The organism is Epilithonimonas sp., assembly GCF_036780765.1.
Lineage (GTDB): Bacteria > Bacteroidota > Bacteroidia > Flavobacteriales > Weeksellaceae > Epilithonimonas.
Genome location: NZ_DAIQCG010000006.1, coordinates 1 through 25,760, shown reverse-complemented (window position 1 = coordinate 25,760; position 25,760 = coordinate 1). Strand labels below are relative to the sequence as shown.

Here is a 25,760-nt window from a genome sequence, read left to right as displayed (position 1 = left end):
GATTCCCCTACGGGCTACTTAAAAATCCTTCAGAAATTTCTGAAGGATTTTTTATTTTTTTGAATATTCTTTATTATGAAATCATCATTTTCACTTCTATTCTTTCTTTTTGGTTTCATTTTCATCACTTCTCAAACTGTTTATTTCACTCCAAGCGGAGAAAAGTATCATACAGCAAATTGTAGAATGGTTAAGAATGTTTCCAACAAAACAGACCTTAGTTCAGCTTTAGAAAAAGGATTATCTGCTTGTAAGATTTGCAAACCAGTTTCTGCGTTAGGGATATCCAGTTTTAGTACTAAGAAAACAGGAGGAACAGAAACCACTGTTCAATGCAAAGGCACAACAAAAAGTGGCAGCAGATGCAAACATCGGACAAGTATTGGAAATGGATTTTGCTTTCAGCATCAACCATAAATTTATATCTTTGATAAAATATTCTGAATGAAAATCCTAATCATAAACGGCCCAAATCTCAACTTACTTGGAACTCGTGAACCAGAAATCTACGGTTCTGTTTCTATGGAAGACTATCTAAATGATTTGAAGAGTGAATTCTCTACTGATGAATTTTTTTATTATCAATCCAATATTGAAGGTGAATTGATTAACAGATTACAAGAAGATGATTTCGAAGCAGTGATAATTAACCCTGGTGCTTTTACCCATTATTCTTACGCGATTTCAGATTGTTTGAAGAATATCAACAAACCGAAAGTAGAAGTTCACATCAGTAATATCTACAAGCGTGAAGAATTCCGAAAGAAATCTGTGACAGCTGAAAGTTGTGATGCGGTTATATCTGGATTTGGAATGAAGGGTTACAAATTAGCAATCCAAAGTTTTGTATAATTTATAATGTAATCTCTCACAGATTTTACAGATTAAGCTGATAATAATTTAAAAAAAATAGTAACATTTGCTCAATCAGCGAGAACTGAAAATAAAAAAAGAATCTCAATTGAGATTCTTTTTCGTTTATTCTATTTTGACGAAGAACTTTCCGACTGGCGTTCCGTCTGCCATATTGCTTTTCGCTAGTATCAGCCAATATTCTCCTTTTTGTTTTGTATCATATTCAATCGTTTGAGAAAATGGTCCGTCGAAAGTGTTGTCCGGCATTCTGATTTGATTGAATCTAATATTCATCGGTTTTTCCGTTTTCAAATAACCTTTGATTTTTGTTTGATTAAGGTTTTCCAATCTCAGAATAATCTGGTCATTAGGGTTTGTGATTTCCAAATTCAGTCGGATTGGCATTTTTGAAGCATCAACTGTAACGATATTTTGATTGGATTCTTTTTCTGTTTTCAGAATTGTTGATAGTGAATCAATCGGTTTTTCAATCGTGGTAACAGTATCTACTTTCTGTTCTTTGATTTCCGGTTCTTTTTTACAGGCAACCAAAAATAATGGAATCAGTGCCCAATATTTTAAACTATTTAGTTTTTGGTTTTTCGATATTAATAAATTCATAATATAAAATTTTTGAGAGGAAAGATTCTTTTTGATAAGATTCGATTCTTTTTTTGAGTTGATTTTTCATTTCGGAATTTGAGGTTTTCTCGGCGTAATCCAGCAAATTTTGTTCGTTATAATTGATGGAGACCAAGTGATAATTGTCCGCAAAATCCTTTCTTTTGATATTGTTGGACGTGATAATTCCGCCCCAATTGACGTAACTGCAAACCAAAATCAAGCCATAACAAGCCCAAAACATTTTGTTGAAAAGGAAAGCGTTGGTCATATTTTTCTGGATTTTGATGAATGTAAAAATCAAACCAATCAAAGCCATCATCAAAAATGCATAAACACCCAAACGTTTGTAGGTCAAACCATAATTGATGATATATTCTGAGTTTTTAAGTGATGCTGAAATTACCAAAACAGCATTCAAAACTATCCAAATCTTAGCAGAAATTTTCAAAGATTTAGCTTTATCATCGAAATTAAATCCTTTTTTGAAATAAAATAAAATCACGAGAATCGCCATCACGATTGACATTATCACAGCATTCACTCGCTCGTGCGTTTCGGCACTCAAACCGACGGCAGATTTTGTGACTTCGAAAAACTGTTCATAATTATAAGTCGCGATGAAAATCAAAAGCAGAATATTTAGCGCAGAAAAAGAAATCAATCCACTAATTCTTTCAGAATCAATATCAAGGAAAGAAAATGTTGGTTTTTGAATTTTGACTAAGCCTGAAAAATCGTCGTTCAAGTATCTGTTTTGTTTGAAAATGAATCGCTCGACTCCGAAATTCCAGAAAATAAATCCTATGTAAAATCCTATAATCGCCAAGACAATAAACGTCAAAGGTTGAAACTCAAGCTCGGAATCTCTGAACAAATTGGCAAAATGATCACTTCCCTGTGCATAAATGAAAAAGAAAATTGAGATAAAAAACGCTGGAATCAGAATAATTGCAATGAGCTTTTTCGCAAAACTTCTTTCTTTGGATTTCCCGTACCATTGCTCTATGTTGAAAACTCTTCCCAAGAATGTGAAAAGATTCAACAATAGAACTTCAATATATAGAAATGGTTTTAGTTTCGGGTAAGTGCCTTTGAACCTCAGCAAAAATACAGAGACAAAAACAGCGACAAACGAAATAGCATCGCCAAACCAAGCAAATGCTAAAGACGAAAAAATTGAGGTTACAAAAAGAGTCAAAAACGTCCTTGTTCTAGATTCGATTTTTGTTTGAGAATAAGTTAAAACACTCAGCAAGATTCCAAAAATACCGAGGTTGAGCGCAATATATTCCTTATAAAAGAAAATGATAACTGCCAAAACTGTGATGAAAATTAAATGATGTTTTTTCATAATTATGATTTTTTTAAATTGATTTAAGTGTAAATAATGTAATCTCTGGTCTACAGTTGAACCTTACCTGATAAGAATGTCCCAACGCACGGTTGATATATAGCATTCTCCCGTCTTGCAAATCGATAATTCCAGAAGTATATTTTCTGTTTTTAACAGGCAAAATTAATGGCGGAAGAAATGGAGGCTTGCATTGTCCTCCGTGTGTATGACCTGACAAAATCCAACCTTGATAATTGTTCCAGACATCCAAATCACAGACATCGGGATTGTGACAAAGGACGAGATTGGCTTCATCTGGATTAATAGTTTTTGTTAATTTCTCAGGATGGAAATTCATTCCCCACAATTCTTCGAAACCATAGATATTAAGTCCTGATAAATTCACTTTCTCATCCCGAAGAATTTGAATTTTGGAATCTGTCAGAATTTTTGAAACCTCATCCGCAACATATTCTTCTCTCCATTCTGCGCCATAATCGTGATTGCCTAGAATCGCAACTGTTCCAAGAGTTCCGTGAACGGCTTCTTTCATTACGTTTTTCAATTGTTCAAATTGTTCAGGATTATCTTCCCAACAGACAAAATCGCCCGTGTAAACCACAAAATCTGGCTTGTATGCTTTCGCTTTTCTAAAAGAATCAATCAAGTAATTCCAATCGAAACGATTGCCGACGTGCAAATCTGAAATCTGCATCAGGATTTTGTTATGAAGTTTTGAAGGTAGATTTTTGATTGGTAAGTCTTGTTTTACAAACTCCAACATAAATGGTTCTATCTGCCAACTGTAGAATAATGATAAACCTGCTGTTGCGAGTAAGGATTTTTTGATGAATGATTTTCTGGTCATAAATTCTATAAAGTTCTTTGAATTACAAAGTTAGTTTTCAAAAAAAATCGGGAGTTATCTTCCCAACAATTTTTCTAAGTTATTGATATGTTCTGTGAAAGCATCTCTACCTTTCTGCGTCACACGATATGATGTTTTCGGTTTCTTACCTACAAACTCTTTTTTGATTTCTATATATTCGGCTTTTTCAAGAGCGGAACTATGACTTGCAAGATTTCCGTCTGTGGCATTCAGCAGGTTTTTCATTTCTGTAAAATCAACCCAGTCGTTGACCATAAGAACGGACATAATGCCCAATCTTACACGGCTTTCGAATTCTTTGTTGAGTTGATTGATGTTAAGCATTTTACTAATTTGATAATATAATAATGAGATAATTTGAAAATAGATTTAATTATGAATCTAATCGTATTTTCTGTACATCAAAATCCCATAAAAAATATGCAGAAATCCAAAACCAATCGCCCAGAATATCAATCCCCAACCAAGCCAAAATAATGCGATAATTCCTAAAATGACTTCGCAGATTCCAAGATATTTGATATCGCTCAATGTGTATCTTTCTGCATTAATCAAAGCCAATCCATAGAAAATAAGCATTGATGGCGCAATTAAAGGAAAATAATGATGATACCAAAGTGCGATGCAAAAAAAACCGCCTGCAATTAACGGAATTGCAAAATTGAATAACAGTTTCTTCGTAATCGAATCCCAAATCTTCAGGTTCTTCTTTTTACTTTTTCTAGCTGTGAAAATATAACCACTGGAAATTGCCAAGATCAAAATTACCAATGCAATAAAGAATAGCTCCTGAGCTAAAGCTGGCGTATAAATATTTCTTTCTCCATCAAAGTAATCAATTCCTTCTCTTTGGAAAATAAAATAAACGTAAACAGAGCCAAGCAAGGCGACAATCCCAGCAATCACACCAGACAAACCACTTAATGAAATAAATCTAGAACTGCGTTCCATCATTTGACGGATATGCGCTAACTCTTCCTGATAATTTTTCGATTCCATAAAAAGAACTTTGAATTACAAAGTTATAATTTATTTTAAAACTCCAAAATAAATTTTGAAGTTTTTATATATTATTTTTCTATAGAACTTTAAGATCCGTAACCTTCTTACCAATTTTATAAACTGTTCCACGGAAACCTGCCACAACCTCATCATTCTGATTCTTTATTGTGATATCATAGATAGCCGTTTTCCTAGTATCATTCAAAAGAATACTTTCCGCCGTTAAAACATCGCCATTTTTTGCTGCTTTTGTGAAATTAATATAACAATTGAGCGCCACTGCAGCTTCGCCAGAATTATTGGAAGAAAACGCCAATGCCGAATCTGCAAAAGCAAATGTAACGCCACCGTGAACAGTTCCTAAACCATTAATCATTTCGGGTTTAACAGGCATTTTTATAAGGCAATAATTATCTTTTATTTCTACAAGTTCAATTCCCAGCCATTGAGAAAACAAATCTTTCTCAAACATATATTCTGCCGTTTCTCTTGCGTTCATTTACTTTCCTTTATAATTTGGCAAACGTTTTTCGATGAAAGCCGCAACTCCTTCCTTGAAATCTTCGGTTTCTGCTGCATCTTGTTGAATAATGGATTCATAATCCAACTGTTCAGAAAGTGTTAAGGTGTATGATTTATTAAATGCTTTTTTAGTCAGATAAAGTGCAGCTGTTGCTGCGTGAGAAAGCTGTGTCAAAACCTCCATAGATTTTTCTACAAATTCTGAATCTGAAAAAACATCAGCAACCAAACCTATTTTTTTAGCTTCTGTCGCTGGAACTTTTTTCCCAGTAAAAGATAAATAACTTGCCAATTGTCTTCCTACTAACTTTGGTAAATAATAAGTTCCGGCCGTATCGGGAATCAAACCAATATTAGCGAAAGCAAATGAGAAATAAGAACTTTCTGTCGCCAAAGTAAAATCACAAATTGAAGCTAACATTGCTCCTGCTCCAACAGCTGGTCCATTAACTAAAGCAATGACTGGTTTTTTACATTTAACAATTTCCAGAACCAAAGGATTATAATATTCGATCACAAATCTCTGGATTGTTCTGTCATCCTCATCAAATTCTAAAGCTTCTTTCAAGTTTTGCCCGGCACAAAATGCTTTTCCTTTTCCAGCAATGGCAACACATCTTACATTCTGACCATTACTGAATTTGTTAACCGCATCTCGCAATTCTCCCAACATTACTTGGGTAAGACTGTTGTAACTATCGGGCTGATTAAGATAAATCAATTGCAGTTTTCCATCGAATTGGGAATCTATCTCTATTTGTGAATACATAATATTGGTTTTCTCCAAATATAAAACTATTTGAAGACTTATAAAATTAGATTTAGAAATTTAAAAAGACTGACATAATTTAAATTCAATAAACAACAAAAAACCAAGAGCAACACTCAAGACTTTCTATTAATATTTTCGAAAAAATGTTACAAATTGACAATAATTTTTCATCAAAAATTTAATTTTTGGGAAATTTTGTCCTGATTAATTGATATGAAATTTAATAATTCGGAAATTTTGTCTAATATTTTTAAAAATAATACAATTGAATGGTTTTTGAAATAATATTTCCGAATTAAATGATTGAATAGGTTTAAGACATTAGAAATTAGAAAATCTGAGTAAAAATTAATATATAGCTTACTCTTATGGTCTGAAATCTGATGTCTAAAATCTTAAATTGAAACAAAAATTAAGAAATCAAAAATACATATAATATGAATTTAAATCAATACACCGTAAAATCACAAGAAGCCATCCAAGCTGCACAACAAGTCGCAATGGAGTTTGGCAACCAGCAGATTGAACCTCAACATTTACTAGAAGGAATTTTCCAGGTAGATGAAAATATATCGCCTTTCTTATTGAAAAAATCTGAAGCAGATGCGACTTTGGTAAGAGAGCGCAACCGTGAAAATTTAGAAAAACTTCCGAAAGTTCAGGGAGGGAATATCTATCTTTCACAATCGGCAAACAAAGTTTTGTTGGATGCGCCCAACATTGCTAAAAAAATGGGTGATGAGTATGTAACTATTGAGCATTTATGGCTTTCATTAATAGAAACCAATTCAGAAGTTTCTAAGATGCTGAAAGATATGGGCGTTACCAGAAATCTTTTGGAAGGCGGAATCAAAGAATTAAGAAAAGGCTCAAAAGCGACTTCTGCAAGCTCAGAAGAGACTTATCAATCTTTAAATAAATACGCAAAAAACTTCAACGAATTAGCATCAGAAGGAAAGCTGGATCCAGTCATTGGTCGTGACGAAGAAATCCGAAGAGTTTTGCAAATTCTTTCACGAAGAACCAAAAATAATCCAATCCTGATTGGAGAACCAGGCGTTGGTAAAACCGCTATCGCTGAAGGAATTGCCCACAGAATTATCAACGGCGATGTCCCTGAAAATTTGCAGGATAAAACTTTGTATTCTTTGGATATGGGTGCTTTGATTGCCGGTGCAAAATACAAAGGTGAATTTGAAGAACGTCTGAAATCTGTTGTTAACGAGGTCATTAAATCAGACGGACAGATTATTCTTTTCATTGATGAAATCCATACTTTAGTAGGAGCCGGAGGCGGTGAAGGTGCGATGGATGCGGCGAATATTCTGAAACCTGCTTTAGCCAGAGGAGAATTAAGAGCAATCGGAGCAACGACTTTGAATGAATATCAAAAATATTTTGAAAAAGATAAAGCTTTAGAAAGACGTTTCCAGAAAGTAATGGTGGAAGAACCGGATACTGAATCGGCAATTTCCATCCTTCGTGGAATTAAAGATAAATACGAAGCGCATCACAAAGTAAGAATCAAAGACGAAGCGATTATTGCTGCGGTGGAAATGTCTCAACGATATATTTCAGATCGATTTTTACCAGATAAAGCGATTGACTTGATTGATGAAGCTTCTGCTAAATTAAGAATGGAAATCAATTCAAAACCTGAGGAACTGGATGTTTTAGACAGAAGATTGATGCAGTTGGAAATTGAATTAGCAGCAATTTCGAGAGAAGGAAACCAGACGAAAATTGACCATTTAAAAGAGGATATTGCTAAAATTTCTGAACAGAGAAATGAAATCAATGCAAAATGGCTAAAAGAAAAACAAAAATCTGAAGATCTTACTCAGATTAAAAAAGATATAGAAGCTTTAAAATTGGAAGCTGAGCGTGCTTCCAGAGCTGGAGATTATGCGAAAGTTGCAGAAATTCAATACGGGAAAATCAAGGAGAAAGAAGATGCTTTGCAGAAACTTGAACTGGAAATGCAAAATCATCAGAATGAATTGATTAAAGAAGAAGTGACTTCTGAAAATATCTCTGAAGTAATTGCAAAATGGACAGGAATCCCTGTTACCAAACTGCTTCAATCTGAAAGAGAAAAATTGTTACATCTTGAAACCGAACTTCATCATAGAGTTGTCGGTCAGGAAGAAGCCATTGAAGCTGTTGCCAATGCCATCAGAAGAAACAGAGCGGGATTGAGTGATGATAAAAAACCAATCGGAAGTTTTTTATTCTTAGGAACAACCGGAGTCGGAAAAACCGAGCTTGCAAAGGCATTGGCAGAGTTTTTATTCGATGATGAAAACAATATGACGAGAATCGATATGAGTGAATATCAGGAACGTCATTCGGTTTCCAGATTGGTTGGAGCGCCTCCAGGATATGTTGGTTATGATGAAGGTGGACAATTGACGGAAGCGGTCAGAAGAAGACCTTATTCAGTAGTGCTTTTAGACGAAATTGAAAAAGCGCATCCAGATGTTTTCAATACTCTATTGCAGGTTTTGGATGACGGTCGTTTGACTGATAACAAGGGTAGAGTCGTGAATTTCAAAAACTCGATTATCATTATGACTTCGAATTTGGGTTCGCACATTATTCAGGAAAATTTTGAAAATATCACGGAGGAGAATCAGGATGAAATTGTTGATAAAACCAAAATTCAGGTTTTTGATTTATTAAAACAAACACTTCGCCCGGAATTCTTGAACAGAATTGATGAAACAGTGTTGTTCCAGCCATTAAGAAAAAAAGAAATCGGAAAAATCGTACAATATCAACTAAGAGGTTTCAATGATATGTTAGCAAAACGTAACATCATTATGACCGCAACACAAGATGCTTTGGATTATCTTACTAACAAAGGTTACGACCCAGTTTTTGGAGCAAGACCATTGAAAAGAGTCATTCAACAGGAAGTTTTAAATAAATTATCCAAAGAAATTCTCGCAGGAAATGTAAATGACGGCGACAGAATCACTTTAGATTATTTTGAGGAAACAGGTTTGGTTTTCAGACCGGTAGAATAAGAGTTAAATTTTTCTTCATATTAAATACTATTTTAAACAAGAAAACCTCAGCTATTCAGCTGAGGTTTTTGACTTTATTGAATCAGATTTTATTTTATATTCACCAATTCCACATCAAAAATAATCGTAGAACCTCCAGGAATTGCACCTCCGGCGCCTTGATCTCCATAAGCTAAATCCGAAGGGATGTAAAATCTGTATTTAGAACCTTTGCTCATCAATTGGATTCCTTCTGTCCATCCTTTGATGACCATTCCTAGATTAATATCTGCTGGCGCACCACCATTTTTGTCTGTAGAATCGAAGACAGTTCCATCCAACAATTTTCCGGTATATTTTACTTGTACAACGTCGGATGCTTTTGGTTTTGTTTTACCATTACCTTCTTGTAAAACCTCGTACTGTAAGCCAGAAGCCGTAGTTTTTACTTTTGGGTTAGTCTTATTTTTAGCTAGAAACTCCAAACCTTTTTTCTTATTTTCAGAGCCTTGCGCATTTGCTTCGGATTGTTTCTTTTGATGTTGCTTCATCATAAATTCCTGCATAAAGCTGTTCATCTCTTCAGCTGGCAACATTTTTTTCTTCGTGCTGTCCATTTCCTCTTTGATACCTTGAGCCAAAAGTTCTGCATCTACTTTGAAGCCTTCTTGTTTCATATTTTGAGCGATACTCATTCCTATGTAATAAGACGCTTTTTGCTCGTCGGTATATTTGCTGTCATCTTTTTTATCTCCGTCCTTAGCACAAGAAATGATACTAAGTGTAGCTACGCAAAACAATGCGATAGTCAGTCTTTTCATTGGATAATTTTGTTAATTATAATTAGTCTGCAAATCTATCATTTATTAAAGAATTATCTCTGCTACAGATAAATTTTCTATTATAAATTTTTCAAATTATCCTGCCCCGTATAATCCATAAAAATCCCACCATCCAGATTCACAGACTTGATTTTCTTCTTAACCGGAATATTCAAACTTGTTGATTTTTGGTCTTTCTCCCAAACCATTGGCGTAAAGTGTCCTTTCTCAGTCGTCCCATCTTCATAAATCAAAACCACATCAAAGGGAATCGCAAATCCACCCACATTATCAACCGTCAAAACCATCTGATTCTTTTCCTGAGAAACAGAATTGATCTTCAAATCAATATAATTATTCGTGTAGAACCAATTATTAAAAAACCAATTCAGATTTTTACCAGAACCAGCATTCATAGAATTAAAATAATCCCAAGGAATTGGATGTTTCCCGTTCCAATTATCCATATAGTGATGAAGCGCTTTTTTGAACAAGTCATCACCCAAATAATCTTTCAAAGCCAAATAAGACAACGCCGATTTTACATAAGCATTATTCCCATAACCCGCTCCAGAAAGCTGAGAACTCAGCGTAATAATCGGTTGGTCTTGTTCTGTAGAAGCATCATTAATCCAACGTTTCACACGGAAGTTCTTCATAAATTTATCCGCCGCTTCCTGTCCATTTTCATCAATCCCAATCAGGTATTCCAAAGTGGTCGCCCAACCTTCGTCCATATAAGCATATCGCGTTTCATTGATTCCCATATAAAAAGGGAAATACGTGTGCGCAATCTCGTGGTCAGCCGTCAGCCTCGCATCCTGCAAATCATCTGGGATACTTGTATCGTTTATCATCATCGGATACTCCATATCAGCGTAACCTTGGATAGCGGTCATTACCGGGAAAGGATATTCCACACCTGGCCAATTGTCGGTAAACCATTTTAGGTTATAACGTATCCATTCTGTATATTTTTCAAAATCTTTCGCACCGACATTGTAAGCAGATTGTACACTTGCTCTTTTGGTTTTTAGCTGAACACTCGAGGCGTCCCAAACGTAATGATTACTTAATGCAAAACAAAAATCAACAATATGATGAGCTTTGAATTTCCACTCATTCCACTCATTTTGCTTCGTCACTTTTCCAGATTTCATTTCGTCAGCATTCGCAACGTGGATAATTTTATCTGATTTCAAAGACTCTTTATAACGTTTCAGATATTCAGGTTGAAGCACTTCATCAGGATTTAGGAAATCACCAGTTGACCAAACCACAAAATTCTTAGGCGCAGAAATAGAAAAACTATAATCGTTGAAATCATTATAAAACTCCTGTCGTCCGTTGTGCTGTAACATATCCCAGCCATTGTAATCATCATAAACAGAAACTCTTGGGAAAGAATAAGCCACATAAAAAGTCTCCGGATCTATTTGCCCTTCTCTTCCACTTTCTTTGGCCAATGGATATTCCCAATCGATTTTAATTTCTGTATTAGATTTTGAAGCTAAAGGTTTTGTTAATTTCACAGCTTCCACCGTTGACCAGTCATCACTGTTGATATTATACTTTTCACCATTGATGGATAAAGATTTGATTTTAAGTCCCTCCGTCAAAGCATCTTTAGAACTATATCCAGCTCTTCCAGATTGTGGTTTATTAACATTATTCACAAATCGGATGGCCAAAACCTTCAGCTCATCCGGACTATTATTGGAATACTTAATCGTTTCAGAACCAGAAACAATCTTCGTCTTAGCATCCACTTTCACATTCACATCATAAACACCCTTGTTCTGCCAATAGTTTTTCCCCGGCTTTCCGGATATATCCCGTGTTCCGTTGGCATAAGCTTTCTTGATATTTCTCGGCATATACAATTCCTGCGCAGACACTGTCGTTCCTATCAGCAACAATCCTAATAATAGTTTGTTAATTCTTAATTTTTTAATCAGATTTAATTTCAATTTTACAAAATCAATTTAATTTTTAGGGGAAATATAAAATACATGTATCAAAAATAGAGAATTAAAACTAATTATTTGGGCTACTTAATCCGTTTGTAGTTTATTTGAGTTTGTCGAAGAACTTCCATTTTTTTCACTCCACTTCGTTGATTAAAAAGGACATTCGCTCAAATCGAGGAACGAGATTCATAAATTCAAATAAAATAAATAAGAAATCAGAGATAAGTCAGGCTGCAGATCCGGCATTCATATAACAGTTATCCTAAAACATAATTTTGTAATTTCGTAGGAATCTAGACTATTACTAACTATGTTTAGATTCCTACGAAATGACAAACTCCACGCATAAAAAAAATACTCTTATGAAAGAGGATTTTTTATGTCTATTTCTTAAACTTAATCTCTGTCAAAACCGGAAAATGGTCGGACGGATAAAGAAGATTTTCTCGTCTGTCATTAATTGTTCTGTTGGACAACACATCGAATCCTTTTACAAAAACGTAATCCAAACGCTCGGTAGAAGGTGTATTGATATCAAAATTTTGCCAAGTTCCTTTTGGCCCGTAATGTGGTTTTTGGGAATTGTAATAGGAATCGGTTAGTGATTTAGAAATAATTTTGATTGGTTCAGAATCATCCGTCAAATTAAAATCTCCTGTCAAAGTTAATGGAAGATTTTTCGAATTCAGTTCTTTGATTTTTTCAAGAATCAGTTTTGCAGAATTCACTCTTGCAACGTCACCAACGTGGTCAAAATGCAGGTTCATCGCCAAGAATTGTTTCCCAGTTTTCTTAATTTTGAAAAACGCATAAGTACAAACTCTGTTGTAAGCGGCGTCCCAACCTTTTGAAGGTTTTTCTGGCGTTTCGCTCAACCAGAATGTTCCGGATTTAATAACTTCCAGTTTATTCTTGTCATAGAAAATTGCCGAATATTCGCCTCGATTTTTCCCATCATCTCTTCCAACGCCAACATAATCATAATCCGTCAATGTTGTTTTGATATCAGTCATTTGTTGTGGAACCGCTTCCTGAACCCCGAAATAATCCGGGTGATAATAAGACATCAGCGCCATAGTTTCATTTTTCCTATTGTTCCAAGAATTCTCTTTGTCGCTATCTACAGAAAGACGAATGTTGTAAGTCATCACTTTCAAATCCTGTGAAAAGAAAAGCTTAGATGCCAATAATAATCCGAAAAATAATTTTTTCATTTTAAAATATTTTTACTTTTTATAATCTTCAAAATTCTGAATTCCGTTAAGAAAATCTTTGATAGGCATTCTTTTCTTTCCTTGGATTTGAACATCTTCCGGATAATAGAGTCCGTCTTTTGTATAGAATTTGAACTCAGTTTTAGAAATATCAAAATCTCCAGCTTCTCTCGAATGCGATTCCAATTCAAAATGCCCTTTGAAGATTTTCAGTGATTTTTCTTCTTCTCCAATTTTCAAAATCGTAAAAGCTGTAGGATAAGGCGACATTCCTCTCACGAAATTATGAATCGTTTCGGAACTTTGATTCCAATCGATTTTCAGATTTTCTTTAAAGATTTTATAAGCTGTTTTCGGATTTTCTTTTTCAGGTTGAGGTTTTTCTGTGATGGAATTTTCTGCCAACCCATTCAAAGTTTCAATAATTAAATCAGCACCGATTACCATTAATTTGTCGTGCAAAGTTCCTGCATTATCTTCCGGTAAAACTTCGGTTTCAGCCTGAAGCAGAATATTACCTTCATCAATTTTTTCATTAATGAAAAATGTGGTTACACCAGATTTGGTTTCTCCATTGATGACTGCATAATTAATTGGCGCTGCACCGCGATAATCCGGCAACAAAGAACCGTGCAGATTGAACGTCCCCAATTTCGGAATCGAGAACAAAACCTGAGGCATCATTCTGAAAGCCACAACAACAAAAACATCTGCATTTAAGTTTCTGATTGATTCCAAGAATTCTGGGTTTCTCAGTTTTTCTGGCTGGAAAAGGTTGAGATTATTTTCTTCTGCAAAAACTTTCACAGGCGAAGGCGTGAGCTTCATTCCCCTTCCACTTGCTTTGTCAGCCGCTGTTACAACGCCAACCACTTTGTGATGAGATTTGAATATCGCTTCCAAAGAAGCTTTTGCAAAATCGGGAGTTCCGAAAAAAACGATATTAAGAGATTTAGTCATTGCTTTTATAATAGATAAATGATAATTGATAGTTGATAATTAATTTTTTTAGTCGAATCGCTCGCAGCCCGACTTGAGAGGAAATCCTTTTTTGCTTTGATTGAATTTCTAGTTTATCTGAAATCTTATTGCAAAAAAGATTGGGAGCGGAAGGCGGAAATTGCTGCCCAAACTAAAATTATTATTGATTGAGCATATAAGTTTTATAATTCAACATTTTGACTTTTCCGATGTCCAAAAGGAAAATCAAGGTTTCCGAAATAGATTCTTTGGAATAAAAATTGAGACTTGCTGCCATCTCATCCAAAGACATCGGTCGGTTCGACAATTGTTGAGCAATATCGGAAGATAAGGTTCTTTTGGAGTTGGTTCTCTTTCTACAAACCGAACATTTTCCACAATTTTCCGCATCTCGTTCCCCAAAATAACTGAGAATGAGTTTCATTTTACAGAAATCGGAATCCTGAATATAGAATTTGTTTTCTTCCCATTTTCTGAGTTTATTTTTCTGAATGTTATGAAAAAGCATCCAATATCCTCCGAACAAATAGCGATCATTACGAGGTTTCAAGAACTTAATGGAATGGAGGCTTCCGTCCAGATATTCCAAATGTCCGGCTTTCTGCAACTGCAATAATTTGAACTTGAAATTCTGAAGGTCGAATCCGTTTTTCTTGCAAAAAGCCATATCACTGAAATGCACTTTCTGAATTGCCAAACCAGGTAAATTCCTAAACAACAACTCCATAAAATAAGCATCTGAAGAAGCCAATTGCTCCAGCTCATCCGACTGAACAAAACTCTGAACAGTGGAGGCTGAGATATTATTTTTATAATAAACCAGTTCCTGATTATTCAGAAAAGTCAGAATATTTTTGATTTTTGCGATTGATAATTTTGTTAAATTTTTAATTTTATTGAGATCAAGCTGAAAGGTTTTTTCCGGCCAGTCGTTATCGCCAATTTGAAAAATTGAGTAGAGGTAAGTCAGTATTTTCTCATATTCCTTTTTGTTTGGAATTTGGTTTTTGAAAACATCGTCGATTTGTTTAATTTCCTGTTCGTTCCAGAGCATCAAAACTAACGCTTCCTCACCATTTCTGCCAGCTCTTCCTATTTCCTGATAATAATTTTCAATTGTGGAAGATGGCGACAAATGTATGACAAACCTCACATTCTCTTTATCGATTCCCATTCCGAAAGCATTGGTGGAAACCAAAACATGAAACTGACTGCTAATCCATTTTTTCTGAAGCTTTTCTTTTTCAGCTGAAGGTAATCCCGCGTGAAAAAAATCAGCATTTTGGAAATTATTATTTTTAAGGAAATAAGTTAATTCTTCCGCTTCTTTTCTGGTTCTTGTATAGATAATTCCTGAAGAAGGATTTTGTCTCAGGAATTCTAAAATCCTGTTATACTTATTAGAAGTATTTTCAACAATGATATTGAGATTATCTCTTTTAAAACTTTGTTTGTAAATCTGAGGTTGATGGAGTCCTAACTTATTTACAATCTCATCAACCACTTGATTGGTTGCAGTAGCTGTTAAGGCCAGACAAGGTACATTTTTAAATTCCTGTCTGAATTTTTTGATATTCTGATAACTTGGTCGGAAATCTGAACCCCATTCTGAAATACAATGCGCTTCATCAACCGCAATAAAAGAAACATCAATCTCCTGAATATTTCTGATGAATAATTGATTTTGCAATCTTTCCGGAGAAATGTAAAGAATTTTTATCAATCCGTCTTTGCATCGATTATAAACAGATTCTTCCTCGAATTCGTCTAGATCAGAACTCAATAATTCGGTTTCGATTCCAATCGATTGAAGAGAATCTACTTGATCCCGCATCAAAGCTAAAAGAGGAGAAATGACAATACAAGTTCCTTCTAAAACTATTGCAGGCAATTGATAACAAAGCGATTTTCCTCCGCCAGTTGGCAACAATGCCAAAGTATCTTTTCCATTAATCAATGAAAGAATAATATTTTTCTGAGAAGACCTAAACTCATCGAACCCCCAAAATTGTTTGAGTGTCTTATGAATGAGTCTATCTTGTGATTCTGTAGAAGAAAGCATTTGTAAATTTAATCAATTCCTGAACATAAAAAAACCGTTTCACAATAAACGAAACGGTTTTTAATTTATTTGAAATATATTTTATTTAGATTCAAAATATACTCTTCTGTTTGCTCTGTTTTTCCACTCAGGGCATTTTTCAGCTGGTTCACATTCTGGATAAAGAAGATCTTTTTCTCCTCTTCCAATAGCTTCTAGCTTAGCTTTATCTGCACCGTTTTGGATTAGATAATTTTTTACATTGTTAGCTCTTCTTTCAGAAAGCTTTTGGTTATATTGTTCTGTACCTCTTGTATCCGTACCTCCAATTACCTTGAAGTTAGAATTAGATGAATTAATATAATTAATAGCTTGAGTCAAGATTGGTGTGTTAGAAGGTAAAATTCTGTCAGAATTCAAATCAAATTCGATTCCTTTCATAATTCTTTCTCCATCTGTTACAACTCCTGTATTTGTATAGGAAGGATCAGGACAACCTTGATTTTCAACTGGTCCTGGAACCGTTACACACTTATCATAAAGATCGATTACACCATCCAAATCTACATCCAATGCAACACCTGCTCCATCTACTCTAGCTCCTGCAGGTGTATCTAACTGTCTGTCCCAATCATCACAAACGCCGTCGTTATCTACATCTCCTTTTTTACAAACTTCAAGATCCTGAGTTTTGTCATTAAGAACATCTAGTTTGTAATAGATTTCTTGTAAAGGATCGTGCCACATCAAGTGAGATTCGTGTTTTCCTAGTTTGAAGGTAATTCCTAAAGTTCCGTTGAAGAAGTTATCAGAAATTTGATCTTCTGTTAAGTTATATCCATTTTGACCAACTCCCGCTCCATCAAACTCATCATCACCTGTAACAACATACATTAATCTTCCTTCTATATCAAATCTATTATTGATTTTAAATTTTAGACCTGCACCTGCTTGACCGAAAAGTGAACCTAATTTGAAAGGTTTCTTTTCATAATTAAGTGTTTGATTATACACTGGTCCTGGATCTTGTCTGTAAGATCTATAAGCTAAAGTACCAATACCTGCATAACCATGTAATGCCCATCTGAAAGGAGATTTATTATCTACTCTTCTCAGGAGGTTAGAAAAATTAATATCACCTAAAATTGAAATTGCATCATACTGAGTTCTACCAGCCGGATACTTTCCCTCTATAGGTTTATGATCTTTTGTATTAACCTGACCTTGTCTTGTTTCTCCACGATCATATTGTAAATTAAGACCAAAGGCATGAGTTATAACTTTATCTACACTGATGTAAGCAGAATATCCAAAAAGGTTTTTACCATTTCCGTTTTTTATAGATGTCATATCTGCAGACTGCATCAATGGTACACCTGCTCCAACTGAAATAGACCAATCATTGAATTTTTTAGACTCTTGTGTAAACGGAGAAACATTTTGAGATCCAGAATTAGCATCTGTCGACACCTCCTGTCCTGCTAAACTCATAGGCAACAATAATCCTATTGCTACTAATGATAATAAATTTTGTTTCATATTTTAAATGTTTTTTTCCAGTTATTTATTTTGCCACGAAATATACTCTTCTGTTAGCTTCATTCTTCCACTCCGGACATTTTGTTGCCGGATCGCATTCTGTATATTTCAAGTCTTCTTTACCTCTGCCTTCAGCAGTTAAGATATTTGAAGAAACACCTTTATCTGTAAGATATTTTAAAACTGCATTAGCTCTTGCTTGTGATAATTTTTTGTTATACTGAATAGATCCTCGGGAATCAGTAGCACCTACAACTACAAATTGACTATCAGCACCTAAAGTTTTAATAATGTCAGCTGCTTTATTAAGATCCTGGAAAGATTTTGGTCTGATGACATCTTTGTTAAGCTCAAATTCTATCCCATTGAAATACTTGTTGATTTCATCAATAGCCACTTCTTTAACTGGTAAAACCTGAGATGTACTTTCTAGTGGACAACCGTTATTTTGAATAGGTCCAGGAACAGTAACACATTTGTCATTAAGATCAATAACACCATCTAAATCAGTATCCAAAGCTACACCTGCTCCATCAACTCTTGCTCCTGCCGGCGTATCCAATTGTCTGTCCCAATCGTCACAAACACCATCATTATCCTGATCTCCTTTTTCGCAAACATTGAAATCCTTAAACTGTTCTTCCAAAGCAGCTGCTTTTGCATATGCACCTTGTAAAGGATCTACCCAACGTAAATGATCTTGATGTTTTCCTAATTTAAATGATAAACCTAAATTAAATAACCAAGCATTATCTGTATAAGAATCATTAATTTGGTTATATCCTGTATCTGTTCTTGACCATCCGCCACCGTCAAATTCCTCATCTCCACTGATAAGATATAAAACTCTTAATTCTATATCAAGTAATCTTGAAATATTATATTTCAATCCTACTCCACCAGTGTATGTGAAACTTGCGATATTCATTTGTTCGATCTCCACAGGCCATCTGCTATACACGTCATTATCTTGCAAAAATGTTTTGTATCCAATAAAACCAACACCGGCATAACCATGTAAAGCCCAACGGAATGGAGACTTATTATCTGTTCTTCTCATTAGATTTGAGAAGTTGATATCTCCCAATAAGGCAATTTGGTCAAACTTTGTGTTACCATTGGCAACGCCAGCAGCATCATTCAAATAAGCTTTTTGCTTAGTCTGCCCTCTGGTGTACATCAAGGAGAGCCCGAATGTGTGGCTAATTTGTTTGTCCAAACTAACATAGCCATTCCATCCCCAATTGACTTTACCATCGTAAAAAGATGTAAGATCCGCGTTGGCCATAAAAGATGTTCCACCACCAACAGAGATAGACCAATCTTTGAAAAGTCGGCTTTTGTTGTTAAATGATTGAGTTTCGGGTCTAGTATTATCGTCATTGGTCTGTGCATGACCAAGAAATGGTAATAAGAAAAAGAGTAATAGTTTTTTCATCATAGTCATCTGTGTTATAAAAATTCATTCCACCTCATTAATGAGTTTTCTTGCAAAATCTCTTTCGTAAAGATTCTTTTGATGAGGAATAATTAATCGCTTAGAACTAAATTTTATATTGTTATATAATATTATATCAATGTCAATAATCCTATCCTGATAAGCCCCTAGAACAGCAGAATCGCTTACACGACCCATATTCTCCTCAATCACTTTTACTTCGGAAAGTAGTTTTATAGGTGAAAATTGTGTTTTTAATTTAATTGCAATATTACAAAAATTATTATAACTTTCAAACCCTACAGGTTTTGTTATTATTAATTCAGATTTATTTAATATTAAACCCAGTTGATTTTCTATTTTTTCAATAGCAATTTCAATGTTTTTTTCTGGATTATTTATATTACTTCCAAGTAACAAAACAACATCATTGTACGACATATAGACCAAATAATATAATTAGATGAAAAGTTTTTTCAAATTAGTTTTAGCAAATTTAACAGCAATTTTCATTGTAACAGCAGGTTTTTTCCTATTTTTTATTGGATTCATTATTATATCATCATTATCTGGAGGGACAGATGTAAAATCAAATTCTGTTCTCACTCTTGATTTAAAAACAAAAATAATTGACAGCCCTTCTGAAGATCAGGAAGAAATTTTCGCATTCAAATCTGAGCAAACTCCGGTTTTGCTTTATGATGTTTTGAAAGCTATAGAAAATGCGAAAACTGATGATAAGATAAAAGGAATCAGTTTGGAAGTGGATAACATCAATGCCGGGATGACTCAGTTAGATGATATTAGAAATGCCCTGAAGGATTTCAAGAAAAGTGGCAAATTTGTGTATGCTTATGGAAATGCAGTTTCTCAAGGTGCTTATTATCTTGGTTCCGTGGCTGACAAATATTACTTGAACCCTGCTGGATTGATCGAATTGAAAGGACTTTCAACAGAAGTAACATTCTTCAAGAACTTTGCTGAGAAATACGGAATAGGAATTCAGGTAATCCGTCATGGGAAATTCAAAGCGGCAGTTGAACCGTTTTTAAGAGATGAAATTTCTCCCGAAAATAAAGAACAATTATCAACTTTATTGAATGATATTTGGTCTAATACTTCATCTAAAATTGCAAATTCAAGAAATATTCCTGTTGCTGAACTCAATACAATTACTGACAGCCTTTACAGCTATTTGCCGAATTTGAGTCTTAAATATAAACTAGCAGATCAACTCATTCAAAAATCTGAATACGATAACATCATCAAGAAAAAACTGAATATCGATACAGATAAGAAACTCAACAAAATTTCTTTTGCCAAATATTCTCAATCATTAAATTCTGACAGTGACAGTAAAAAAATTGCAATTCTGTATGCTTCAGGAGCTATCTATAACGGAAAAGGTTATGACGGAATCTATTCTGAAAACTTTGTAAAAGAAATCAAGAAACTTCAGAAAGATGATGATGTGAAAGCTGTGGTTTTCAGAATTAATTCTCCTGGCGGAAGTGCTAATGCTTCTGACGAGATTCTTTTCGAAATGCAACAGTTGAAAAGAAAAAAACCGGTCGTAGTTTCTTTCGGAGATTACGCAGCTTCCGGAGGTTACTATATTGCGATGGGCGCTGATAAAATTTTCTCTGAGCCTAATACTTTAACAGGTTCGATTGGTGTTTTCGGAGTCGTTCCTTATTTCAAAGAATTGGCAGAGAAAAACGGAATCAGAAGCGATATCGTCTCTACCAATGCCAACTCTAATATGATTTCGACAATCAATGGATTAACTCCGGGGACGTTGAATATAATGACTAGAAGCGTAGAATCTACTTATCAGAGATTTGTGCATTTTGTAACGCTGAACAGAAAAAAATCTTTTGAACAAATCGATGCCATTGGTGGCGGAAGAATTTGGTCTGGTGTTCGTGGTAAAGAAATTGGCTTGGTAGATGAGTTGGGTTCTTTGCAAGATGCGGTTAATTATGCTGCAAAATCTGCTAACCTTAAAACTTATGGCGTTGCTGCTTACCCTGCGAAAGTTTCAAAATTCGAGCAAATATTCTCTGCTGAGACTGAGGAAGATTTCTCTACAAGGATGATTAAAAACAAAATCGGAAAAGAGAATTTCAAGATTTTCCAACACATTACAGATCCTAATACCAAATCTGCTATAATGATGGAAAGTCCTTTCAGTATAAAGATTAACTAATATTTAGAACATTAATATTCAAAAAGCACAAAGCCTTTATCGGTTTTGTGCTTTTTTGTTTTAATGATTTATCTGCATTGATTTAAATTGAAATCCAAAGGTTGTTTAGATATTGAATCCGCAGCCCGGTTTGAGCGGAAATTCTTTTTACGCAACGAAGTGGAATGAAAAGATTGACTTCGTCGAACTACTTCGTTAGGTTTGGGAGTGGAAGACGGATATAGCTGCTCAATCATAAAAAAAGTCCGCTCTATGGCGGACTTTTATGTTTGTTGTATTGTTCTAAAATTTGTAAGCTAAACTCCAGCTAAATCCCATCGTGAAACTCCCTGAACTTCTTCCAAAACCAGGAACAATCATTGGTTCTATCTCGTCTTGTTTGGTGGTATAAACTAAATATCGAGGCTGCAAATTCACATCTATGAAGAAGTTACTTTCAAAAACCTGAACCCTAGCACCCAACATGGCTTCTATCCAATAACTGCTTTGCGTAGAAGGATCAAAACCAATAGTTACACCTTCACTGTTCATTCCTTTGACAGGAATTGCCATATATTCTTGATTGTAGAAACTACCTGCTAATTTTCCACCAGCGTAGAAACCGTTCAGGTCATTTTCCGGATCCATAGATAACATATAAAATCCTCCAACTTTAGCAAAAATCCCATCGGCTTTTGCATCGTAGCCATTCTTTTGGTAAACATTTTTGTCGTAACCCAAATCTATAACAGCATGAACTCTTTTATTGATCCTACTTGAGACATAGCCTTGAAATAACTTTCTATCACTGAAAAAACCTGTTCCAAGATTCAGCACATCAACGCCTACGGTAAGGTTGGGTTTATATTGCCATTTAATCGAATCTGATTTTTTTTCTTCAGCTTTATTCTGAGAATAAGTAGAGATACAGAATAGACTAAAAACGAAGATAATAATTGATTCTAGTTTCATCAGTTAATGAAGTATGATTGGATTCAACATTTTGTACAGGATTACTTTCCAAAAGCTCGGCATTCAGGTTTTCATAATTAATTTTATAACCGCACGCTGGCGAAACATAAATTGCCTTCGTTGTATAATTAATTCTCAATTTACTTCTAGGCCCTTCTTTTCTTGTTCTAAAATAAATATCAGTATAAGGAGAAGCATCAACTCTCATCGGGACAAAAATAGAATCCACGTTGGCTTGTGCTGTAATGATATTGGTTAAATCGGTTTTGCCATAATCAACATCTACATAAAGTGTATCAATTCTAACCAATTGATTACTCGTATTGGCTGAACTTTTGAACTTTAGCTTCAATCTCGGTGTAGAATCAGCACTCAGACAGATATCATCATCTCCTCCACAACTTGTGAGAAGTAATAAAAACCCGAAAAACAATATTAAATTCTTCATTATCTGATGTTAGAATTTAGTATAAAATTAAATCTTATTTTTTGATTAACAAAGCGATATTCTCTACGTGATGCGTTTGTGGAAACATATCAACAGGAAGAATTTTTACCAACTCATAATCATCTTTCATCAATGCAATATCTCTGGCTTGCGTTGCAGAATTACAGCTTACGTAAACGATTCTTTCTGGTGCTAACTTCAGGATTTGCTCAACAACTTTCTGATGCATCCCATCTCTTGGCGGATCTGTAATCAGAACATCAGCTTTTGGATGGTTGGCTAGAAACTCATCATTGAAGACATTTTTCATATCACCAGCATAGAAAGTAGTATTGTTAAGACCATTCAGTTCTGCGTGTTCTATGGCTGCATCAATTGCCTCTTGCACTGCTTCGATTCCTATGACGTGCTTTGCGTTTCTCGCAACATATTGAGCAATCGTTCCTGTTCCTGTATAAAGGTCATAAACCACTTGATCACCGGTCAATTCAGCAAACTCTAAAGTTTTTCTGTAAAGTTCTAATGCTTGACGATAATTGGTCTGGAAGAAAGATTTTGGTCCGATCTTGAATTTAAGTCCATCCATTTCTTCATAAAGAAAACCTTCTCCAAAATATGTTTGGATATCTAAATCATAGATGCTGTCATTTCCTTTTGGATTGATTGCAAATACAAGAGTTTTGATTTGTGGGAATTGGCTTAAAAGAAAATCGAATAATTTGATTCTTTCTGCTTTCATTTCCTTAAATAACTGGAAAAGAACCATCCATTCTCCTCTAGAATTCTGACGCATCATCAAAGTTCTTAAGAAACCTTCCTGAGCTTTCACATCATAAAATTCCAAACCGTTTTCAACTGCATATTTTTTAACAGCTAATCTAATTTGGTTTGATGGATCTTCTTGCAGGAAACATTCTTTCAAATCAAGAATCTTGCTCCACATCCCAGGAATATGGAAACCTAAAGCGTCTCTATTTCCAAAATTCTCTTCTGAACTAATTTCATATTGAGTCAACCAACGTGCATTGGAAAAAGAAAACTCCATTTTGTTTCTGTAGAAATATTGTTCTTCCGAACCCAAAATTGGAATAATATCAAATCCAGAGACACCACCGATTCTCGTGATATTATTTACAACTTCACTATGCTTGAAATCGAGTTGCTTTTCATAGGCAATATTCTGCCATTTACAACCACCACAAGTTCCAAAATGGATACACTTTGGTTCAACTCGATCTTCAGAATATTCTAAAATATCTACAGCTTCGCCTTCGTAATAATTACTTTTCGCTTTCTTGACTCTAACATTCACCACGTCTCCAGGTACTGCACCGGAAACCAAAACGGTTTTTCCTTCTGTAGTCTTACCAACAGAAACTCCTTTCGCACCTGCAGAAAGGAGTTTGATATTTTCAAGAATCAGATTCTTTTTTCTCTTCATCTAATATTTATTTTGTTGCTGCAGAGTCTGCATTTGCAGGAGCCTGTTGCAACAGATCATTTTGTAATTGTGCACCTTGATTTACAGACGGTGCTTGTAAACCAGATATTTTGTTCATTTCTTCCACAAACTTAGCATCACCAAGATTATAAAAAGTTTGGCTAGCCACTTTTCCGTCTTTATCAATCAAGAAAAATCCAGGAATTTTGAATCCGTAGATAAAGAATTTCTTAGCATAATCAGAAGCTAGTCCACCTTCAGCATAATAATTAGTTCCAGGAATTCCTTTCAATAGAGCATTAGCCGTCTTAGTAAATTGTTCTTTAGTATCATCAAGATTTACAAATGCAAAGTTAACTTTAGCTTTGTAGAAATTAACTACTTCTTTTAAAACAGGAATTGTAGATTGTCCAATGTAAGGATTCCAAGACGCATAACTCATTACCAAAGTTGGTTTACCATTTGATTCAATAGTTCCAGATTTCCCATCCAATCTAACAAGATTTACTTTTGGAGCAACTTCTCCTTTCTTCAATCCAAAAACAGCATTGATAGCAGACTTCAAATCTTTCTTAACTTCAGAATCTTTGATATATTCTTCGCTAACTTTTTGTACTTTTTCTACCTCACTTGTATAAGGATTAAGATCAAATTTAGCAATAACAAAAGCTAATAAATAATCTTTTGTCTTCTGAGACATCTCCTTATTATTTGCTAAGAATCTTGCAAAAATTGCAGACATACTTACATTGTTTTTATCTTTCTGCTTAACTGCAAAGTTTTGAAAATCCTGACCTACCTTGTTCAAAAGATAATTTCTATAAACTGGAAGGTTTTCTACCATTCTATCATTATTCACAGTCAAAGATTTTTCATAATCTGTAAAAACTTTAGACACTTTGAAGGATGGATCACCAATTGTTTGTCCGTGAGTAGATTCATACTGAACTAAGAAAGTTAAAATATTAGTTGTTAACTCATCTTTTTTAAGTTTAACCACATCATTATCTGGACCAATTTTATCAGCTGTTTCGTCCAAATTTTTCTCAAGATCAGAATGAACTTTTTTAATTTCAGTTAAGAAATCAGCTTCTTTTTTCTGAAGCAATTGCATATTCAATTTAGAACTGTAAGACTGAAGATATTTTTGAGTTTCTGCAATGAAGTCATTATTTTTCTTAGCATCACCTTCAATTTTAAAAACTTCAGGAAATGATACAGCATCACCAGAAACCTTTAAAGTTTGACCTTTTTTAAGATAAATAAAATTCATTTTCCCAGCGTAAGTCATCGCATACATACCATTTTTGGGTGCATTGAATTCTCCTTTGAAGTTTCCTTTATCATCCACACCAAGATTGACCAATGGTAAAGTAGCAACACCAGAAGCTTCTATAAATTCTATTCTTTCCAAAGGAGAACCTCCCTTAATATTTCCTTCAACTTTAACTTTAGAGCAAGATACTGCCATAAAAGCAATTAAAAGAAGAAATAAGTATTTTTTCATTTTAAAAATTAATTTGTGCAAAAATAATCTAATTAAGAACTTAAAAAAAATGAAAACAACATTTTTATAAAAAGATTAACAGATAAATAGAAAAAATCATGTGTATTTGTAATTAATTTAATGATACACAATTAAAATATAGAATCCGTCTAACAGCATTTCTTTTTTTATTTCGATGTAAACACAATAATTTTT

Annotated in this window: 23 protein-coding genes; 4 read left to right on the top strand and 19 right to left on the bottom strand. The window is 34.4% G+C overall.

Translation table 11 applies throughout. The features are described from left to right. Positions 1–75: 75 nt before the first annotated feature. On the top strand, positions 76–417 hold the full coding sequence (locus tag V7P73_RS10520; RefSeq protein WP_333853388.1) for a DUF5763 domain-containing protein: 342 nt from the start codon (positions 76–78) through the stop codon (positions 415–417). A gap of 27 nt (positions 418–444) precedes the next feature. After that, positions 445–852 carry a type II 3-dehydroquinate dehydratase gene (gene aroQ / locus V7P73_RS10515; protein WP_333853387.1) on the top strand — a complete coding sequence of 136 codons (408 nt, stop codon included), beginning with the start codon at positions 445–447 and terminating at the stop codon, positions 850–852. 126 nt (positions 853–978) lie between these two features. Here aroQ and V7P73_RS10510 read toward each other — a convergent pair whose 3' ends face one another. The 7 genes from V7P73_RS10510 to V7P73_RS10480 form a co-directional block, all read right to left on the bottom strand. After that, positions 979–1,476: a hypothetical protein gene (locus V7P73_RS10510; protein WP_333853386.1), complete on the bottom strand. Its 498-nt coding sequence runs from the start codon at positions 1,474–1,476 to the stop codon at positions 979–981. Beyond that, positions 1,439–2,830 carry a DUF4153 domain-containing protein gene (locus V7P73_RS10505; RefSeq protein ID WP_333853384.1) on the bottom strand — a complete coding sequence of 464 codons (1,392 nt, stop codon included), beginning with the start codon at positions 2,828–2,830 and terminating at the stop codon, positions 1,439–1,441. The genes V7P73_RS10510 and V7P73_RS10505 overlap by 38 nt, the downstream gene beginning before the upstream one ends. Positions 2,831–2,843: 13 nt before the next feature. Further along, entirely contained in the window at positions 2,844–3,680 is an 837-nt protein-coding gene (locus V7P73_RS10500; RefSeq protein WP_333853382.1) for a metallophosphoesterase, read from the bottom strand. 54 nt (positions 3,681–3,734) lie between these two features. After that, a complete protein-coding gene (locus V7P73_RS10495) occupies positions 3,735–4,025 on the bottom strand; it encodes a winged helix-turn-helix domain-containing protein (RefSeq protein WP_027384765.1) in 291 nt (96 codons plus the stop codon). Positions 4,026–4,082: 57 nt separating this feature from the next. Next, the gene (locus V7P73_RS10490; protein WP_333853378.1) at positions 4,083–4,700 is read right to left on the bottom strand and encodes a hypothetical protein; all 618 of its coding nucleotides are present in this window, start codon (positions 4,698–4,700) and stop codon (positions 4,083–4,085) included. 79 nt (positions 4,701–4,779) lie between these two features. Further along, positions 4,780–5,202, bottom strand: a complete 423-nt coding sequence (locus V7P73_RS10485) for a PaaI family thioesterase (RefSeq protein ID WP_333853376.1) — start codon at positions 5,200–5,202, stop codon at positions 4,780–4,782. Continuing rightward, a complete protein-coding gene (locus V7P73_RS10480; RefSeq protein ID WP_333853374.1) occupies positions 5,203–5,994 on the bottom strand; it encodes an enoyl-CoA hydratase/isomerase family protein in 792 nt (263 codons plus the stop codon). It lies immediately after the preceding gene. 440 nt (positions 5,995–6,434) lie between these two features. Between V7P73_RS10480 and clpB the strand changes: the two genes are divergently transcribed. Further along, the gene (clpB, locus tag V7P73_RS10475; RefSeq protein ID WP_333853373.1) at positions 6,435–9,026 is read left to right on the top strand and encodes an ATP-dependent chaperone ClpB; all 2,592 of its coding nucleotides are present in this window, start codon (positions 6,435–6,437) and stop codon (positions 9,024–9,026) included. Between the two features lie 89 nt (positions 9,027–9,115). Here clpB and V7P73_RS10470 read toward each other — a convergent pair whose 3' ends face one another. The 8 genes from V7P73_RS10470 to folK form a co-directional block, all read right to left on the bottom strand. Further along, positions 9,116–9,826: an FKBP-type peptidyl-prolyl cis-trans isomerase gene (locus tag V7P73_RS10470; RefSeq protein ID WP_333853371.1), complete on the bottom strand. Its 711-nt coding sequence runs from the start codon at positions 9,824–9,826 to the stop codon at positions 9,116–9,118. An 80-nt stretch (positions 9,827–9,906) separates the two neighbouring features. Next, positions 9,907–11,781, bottom strand: coding sequence for a M1 family metallopeptidase (locus V7P73_RS10465; protein WP_333853675.1), 1,875 nt, complete (start codon positions 11,779–11,781; stop codon positions 9,907–9,909). Between the two features lie 398 nt (positions 11,782–12,179). Further along, positions 12,180–13,010, bottom strand: coding sequence for an endonuclease/exonuclease/phosphatase family protein (locus tag V7P73_RS10460; RefSeq protein ID WP_333853369.1), 831 nt, complete (start codon positions 13,008–13,010; stop codon positions 12,180–12,182). Between the two features lie 12 nt (positions 13,011–13,022). Beyond that, positions 13,023–13,970, bottom strand: a complete 948-nt coding sequence (gene fmt / locus V7P73_RS10455; RefSeq protein ID WP_333853367.1) for a methionyl-tRNA formyltransferase — start codon at positions 13,968–13,970, stop codon at positions 13,023–13,025. A 181-nt stretch (positions 13,971–14,151) separates the two neighbouring features. Next, complete coding sequence (locus V7P73_RS10450; RefSeq protein WP_333853365.1) at positions 14,152–16,053, bottom strand: ATP-dependent DNA helicase RecQ; 1,902 nt, start codon at positions 16,051–16,053, stop codon at positions 14,152–14,154. 81 nt (positions 16,054–16,134) lie between these two features. Next, complete coding sequence (locus V7P73_RS10445; protein ID WP_333853363.1) at positions 16,135–17,571, bottom strand: OmpA family protein; 1,437 nt, start codon at positions 17,569–17,571, stop codon at positions 16,135–16,137. A gap of 25 nt (positions 17,572–17,596) precedes the next feature. Continuing rightward, entirely contained in the window at positions 17,597–19,012 is a 1,416-nt protein-coding gene (locus tag V7P73_RS10440; protein WP_333853361.1) for an OmpA family protein, read from the bottom strand. A gap of 21 nt (positions 19,013–19,033) precedes the next feature. Further along, positions 19,034–19,429: a 2-amino-4-hydroxy-6-hydroxymethyldihydropteridine diphosphokinase gene (folK, locus tag V7P73_RS10435; RefSeq protein WP_333853360.1), complete on the bottom strand. Its 396-nt coding sequence runs from the start codon at positions 19,427–19,429 to the stop codon at positions 19,034–19,036. Positions 19,430–19,472: 43 nt separating this feature from the next. On the opposite strand from folK, the gene sppA reads away from it, so the two are divergent. Further along, positions 19,473–21,218, top strand: a complete 1,746-nt coding sequence (gene sppA / locus V7P73_RS10430; protein ID WP_333853358.1) for a signal peptide peptidase SppA — start codon at positions 19,473–19,475, stop codon at positions 21,216–21,218. 282 nt (positions 21,219–21,500) lie between these two features. Here sppA and V7P73_RS10425 read toward each other — a convergent pair whose 3' ends face one another. The 4 genes from V7P73_RS10425 to V7P73_RS10410 are packed head-to-tail and all read right to left on the bottom strand — an operon-like array spanning position 21,501 to position 25,565. Then, positions 21,501–22,169 (bottom strand): DUF6048 family protein, encoded by a 669-nt coding sequence (locus V7P73_RS10425; protein ID WP_333853356.1) that lies wholly within the window; start codon positions 22,167–22,169, stop codon positions 21,501–21,503. Next, positions 22,135–22,617: a DUF6452 family protein gene (locus V7P73_RS10420; RefSeq protein ID WP_333853354.1), complete on the bottom strand. Its 483-nt coding sequence runs from the start codon at positions 22,615–22,617 to the stop codon at positions 22,135–22,137. The genes V7P73_RS10425 and V7P73_RS10420 overlap by 35 nt, the downstream gene beginning before the upstream one ends. Before the next feature lie 34 nt (positions 22,618–22,651). After that, complete coding sequence (gene rlmD, locus V7P73_RS10415) at positions 22,652–24,058, bottom strand: 23S rRNA (uracil(1939)-C(5))-methyltransferase RlmD (RefSeq protein WP_333853352.1); 1,407 nt, start codon at positions 24,056–24,058, stop codon at positions 22,652–22,654. A gap of 7 nt (positions 24,059–24,065) precedes the next feature. Next, positions 24,066–25,565 carry a TlpA family protein disulfide reductase gene (locus V7P73_RS10410; protein ID WP_333853349.1) on the bottom strand — a complete coding sequence of 500 codons (1,500 nt, stop codon included), beginning with the start codon at positions 25,563–25,565 and terminating at the stop codon, positions 24,066–24,068. Between the last annotated feature and the right edge of the window lie 195 nt (positions 25,566–25,760).

Coding starts and splice junctions, on each gene's coding strand:
- V7P73_RS10520 (WP_333853388.1), top strand. CDS start 76: ATGAAATCATCATTTTCACTTCTATTCTTTCTTTTTGGTTTCATTTTC.
- aroQ (WP_333853387.1), top strand. CDS start 445: ATGAAAATCCTAATCATAAACGGCCCAAATCTCAACTTACTTGGAACT.
- V7P73_RS10510 (WP_333853386.1), bottom strand. CDS start 1,476: ATGAATTTATTAATATCGAAAAACCAAAAACTAAATAGTTTAAAATAT.
- V7P73_RS10505 (WP_333853384.1), bottom strand. CDS start 2,830: ATGAAAAAACATCATTTAATTTTCATCACAGTTTTGGCAGTTATCATT.
- V7P73_RS10500 (WP_333853382.1), bottom strand. CDS start 3,680: ATGACCAGAAAATCATTCATCAAAAAATCCTTACTCGCAACAGCAGGT.
- V7P73_RS10495 (WP_027384765.1), bottom strand. CDS start 4,025: ATGCTTAACATCAATCAACTCAACAAAGAATTCGAAAGCCGTGTAAGA.
- V7P73_RS10490 (WP_333853378.1), bottom strand. CDS start 4,700: ATGGAATCGAAAAATTATCAGGAAGAGTTAGCGCATATCCGTCAAATG.
- V7P73_RS10485 (WP_333853376.1), bottom strand. CDS start 5,202: ATGAACGCAAGAGAAACGGCAGAATATATGTTTGAGAAAGATTTGTTT.
- V7P73_RS10480 (WP_333853374.1), bottom strand. CDS start 5,994: ATGTATTCACAAATAGAGATAGATTCCCAATTCGATGGAAAACTGCAA.
- clpB (WP_333853373.1), top strand. CDS start 6,435: ATGAATTTAAATCAATACACCGTAAAATCACAAGAAGCCATCCAAGCT.
- V7P73_RS10470 (WP_333853371.1), bottom strand. CDS start 9,826: ATGAAAAGACTGACTATCGCATTGTTTTGCGTAGCTACACTTAGTATC.
- V7P73_RS10460 (WP_333853369.1), bottom strand. CDS start 13,010: ATGAAAAAATTATTTTTCGGATTATTATTGGCATCTAAGCTTTTCTTT.
- fmt (WP_333853367.1), bottom strand. CDS start 13,970: ATGACTAAATCTCTTAATATCGTTTTTTTCGGAACTCCCGATTTTGCA.
- V7P73_RS10450 (WP_333853365.1), bottom strand. CDS start 16,053: ATGCTTTCTTCTACAGAATCACAAGATAGACTCATTCATAAGACACTC.
- V7P73_RS10445 (WP_333853363.1), bottom strand. CDS start 17,571: ATGAAACAAAATTTATTATCATTAGTAGCAATAGGATTATTGTTGCCT.
- V7P73_RS10440 (WP_333853361.1), bottom strand. CDS start 19,012: ATGATGAAAAAACTATTACTCTTTTTCTTATTACCATTTCTTGGTCAT.
- sppA (WP_333853358.1), top strand. CDS start 19,473: ATGAAAAGTTTTTTCAAATTAGTTTTAGCAAATTTAACAGCAATTTTC.
- V7P73_RS10425 (WP_333853356.1), bottom strand. CDS start 22,169: ATGAAACTAGAATCAATTATTATCTTCGTTTTTAGTCTATTCTGTATC.
- V7P73_RS10420 (WP_333853354.1), bottom strand. CDS start 22,617: ATGAAGAATTTAATATTGTTTTTCGGGTTTTTATTACTTCTCACAAGT.
- rlmD (WP_333853352.1), bottom strand. CDS start 24,058: ATGAAGAGAAAAAAGAATCTGATTCTTGAAAATATCAAACTCCTTTCT.
- V7P73_RS10410 (WP_333853349.1), bottom strand. CDS start 25,565: ATGAAAAAATACTTATTTCTTCTTTTAATTGCTTTTATGGCAGTATCT.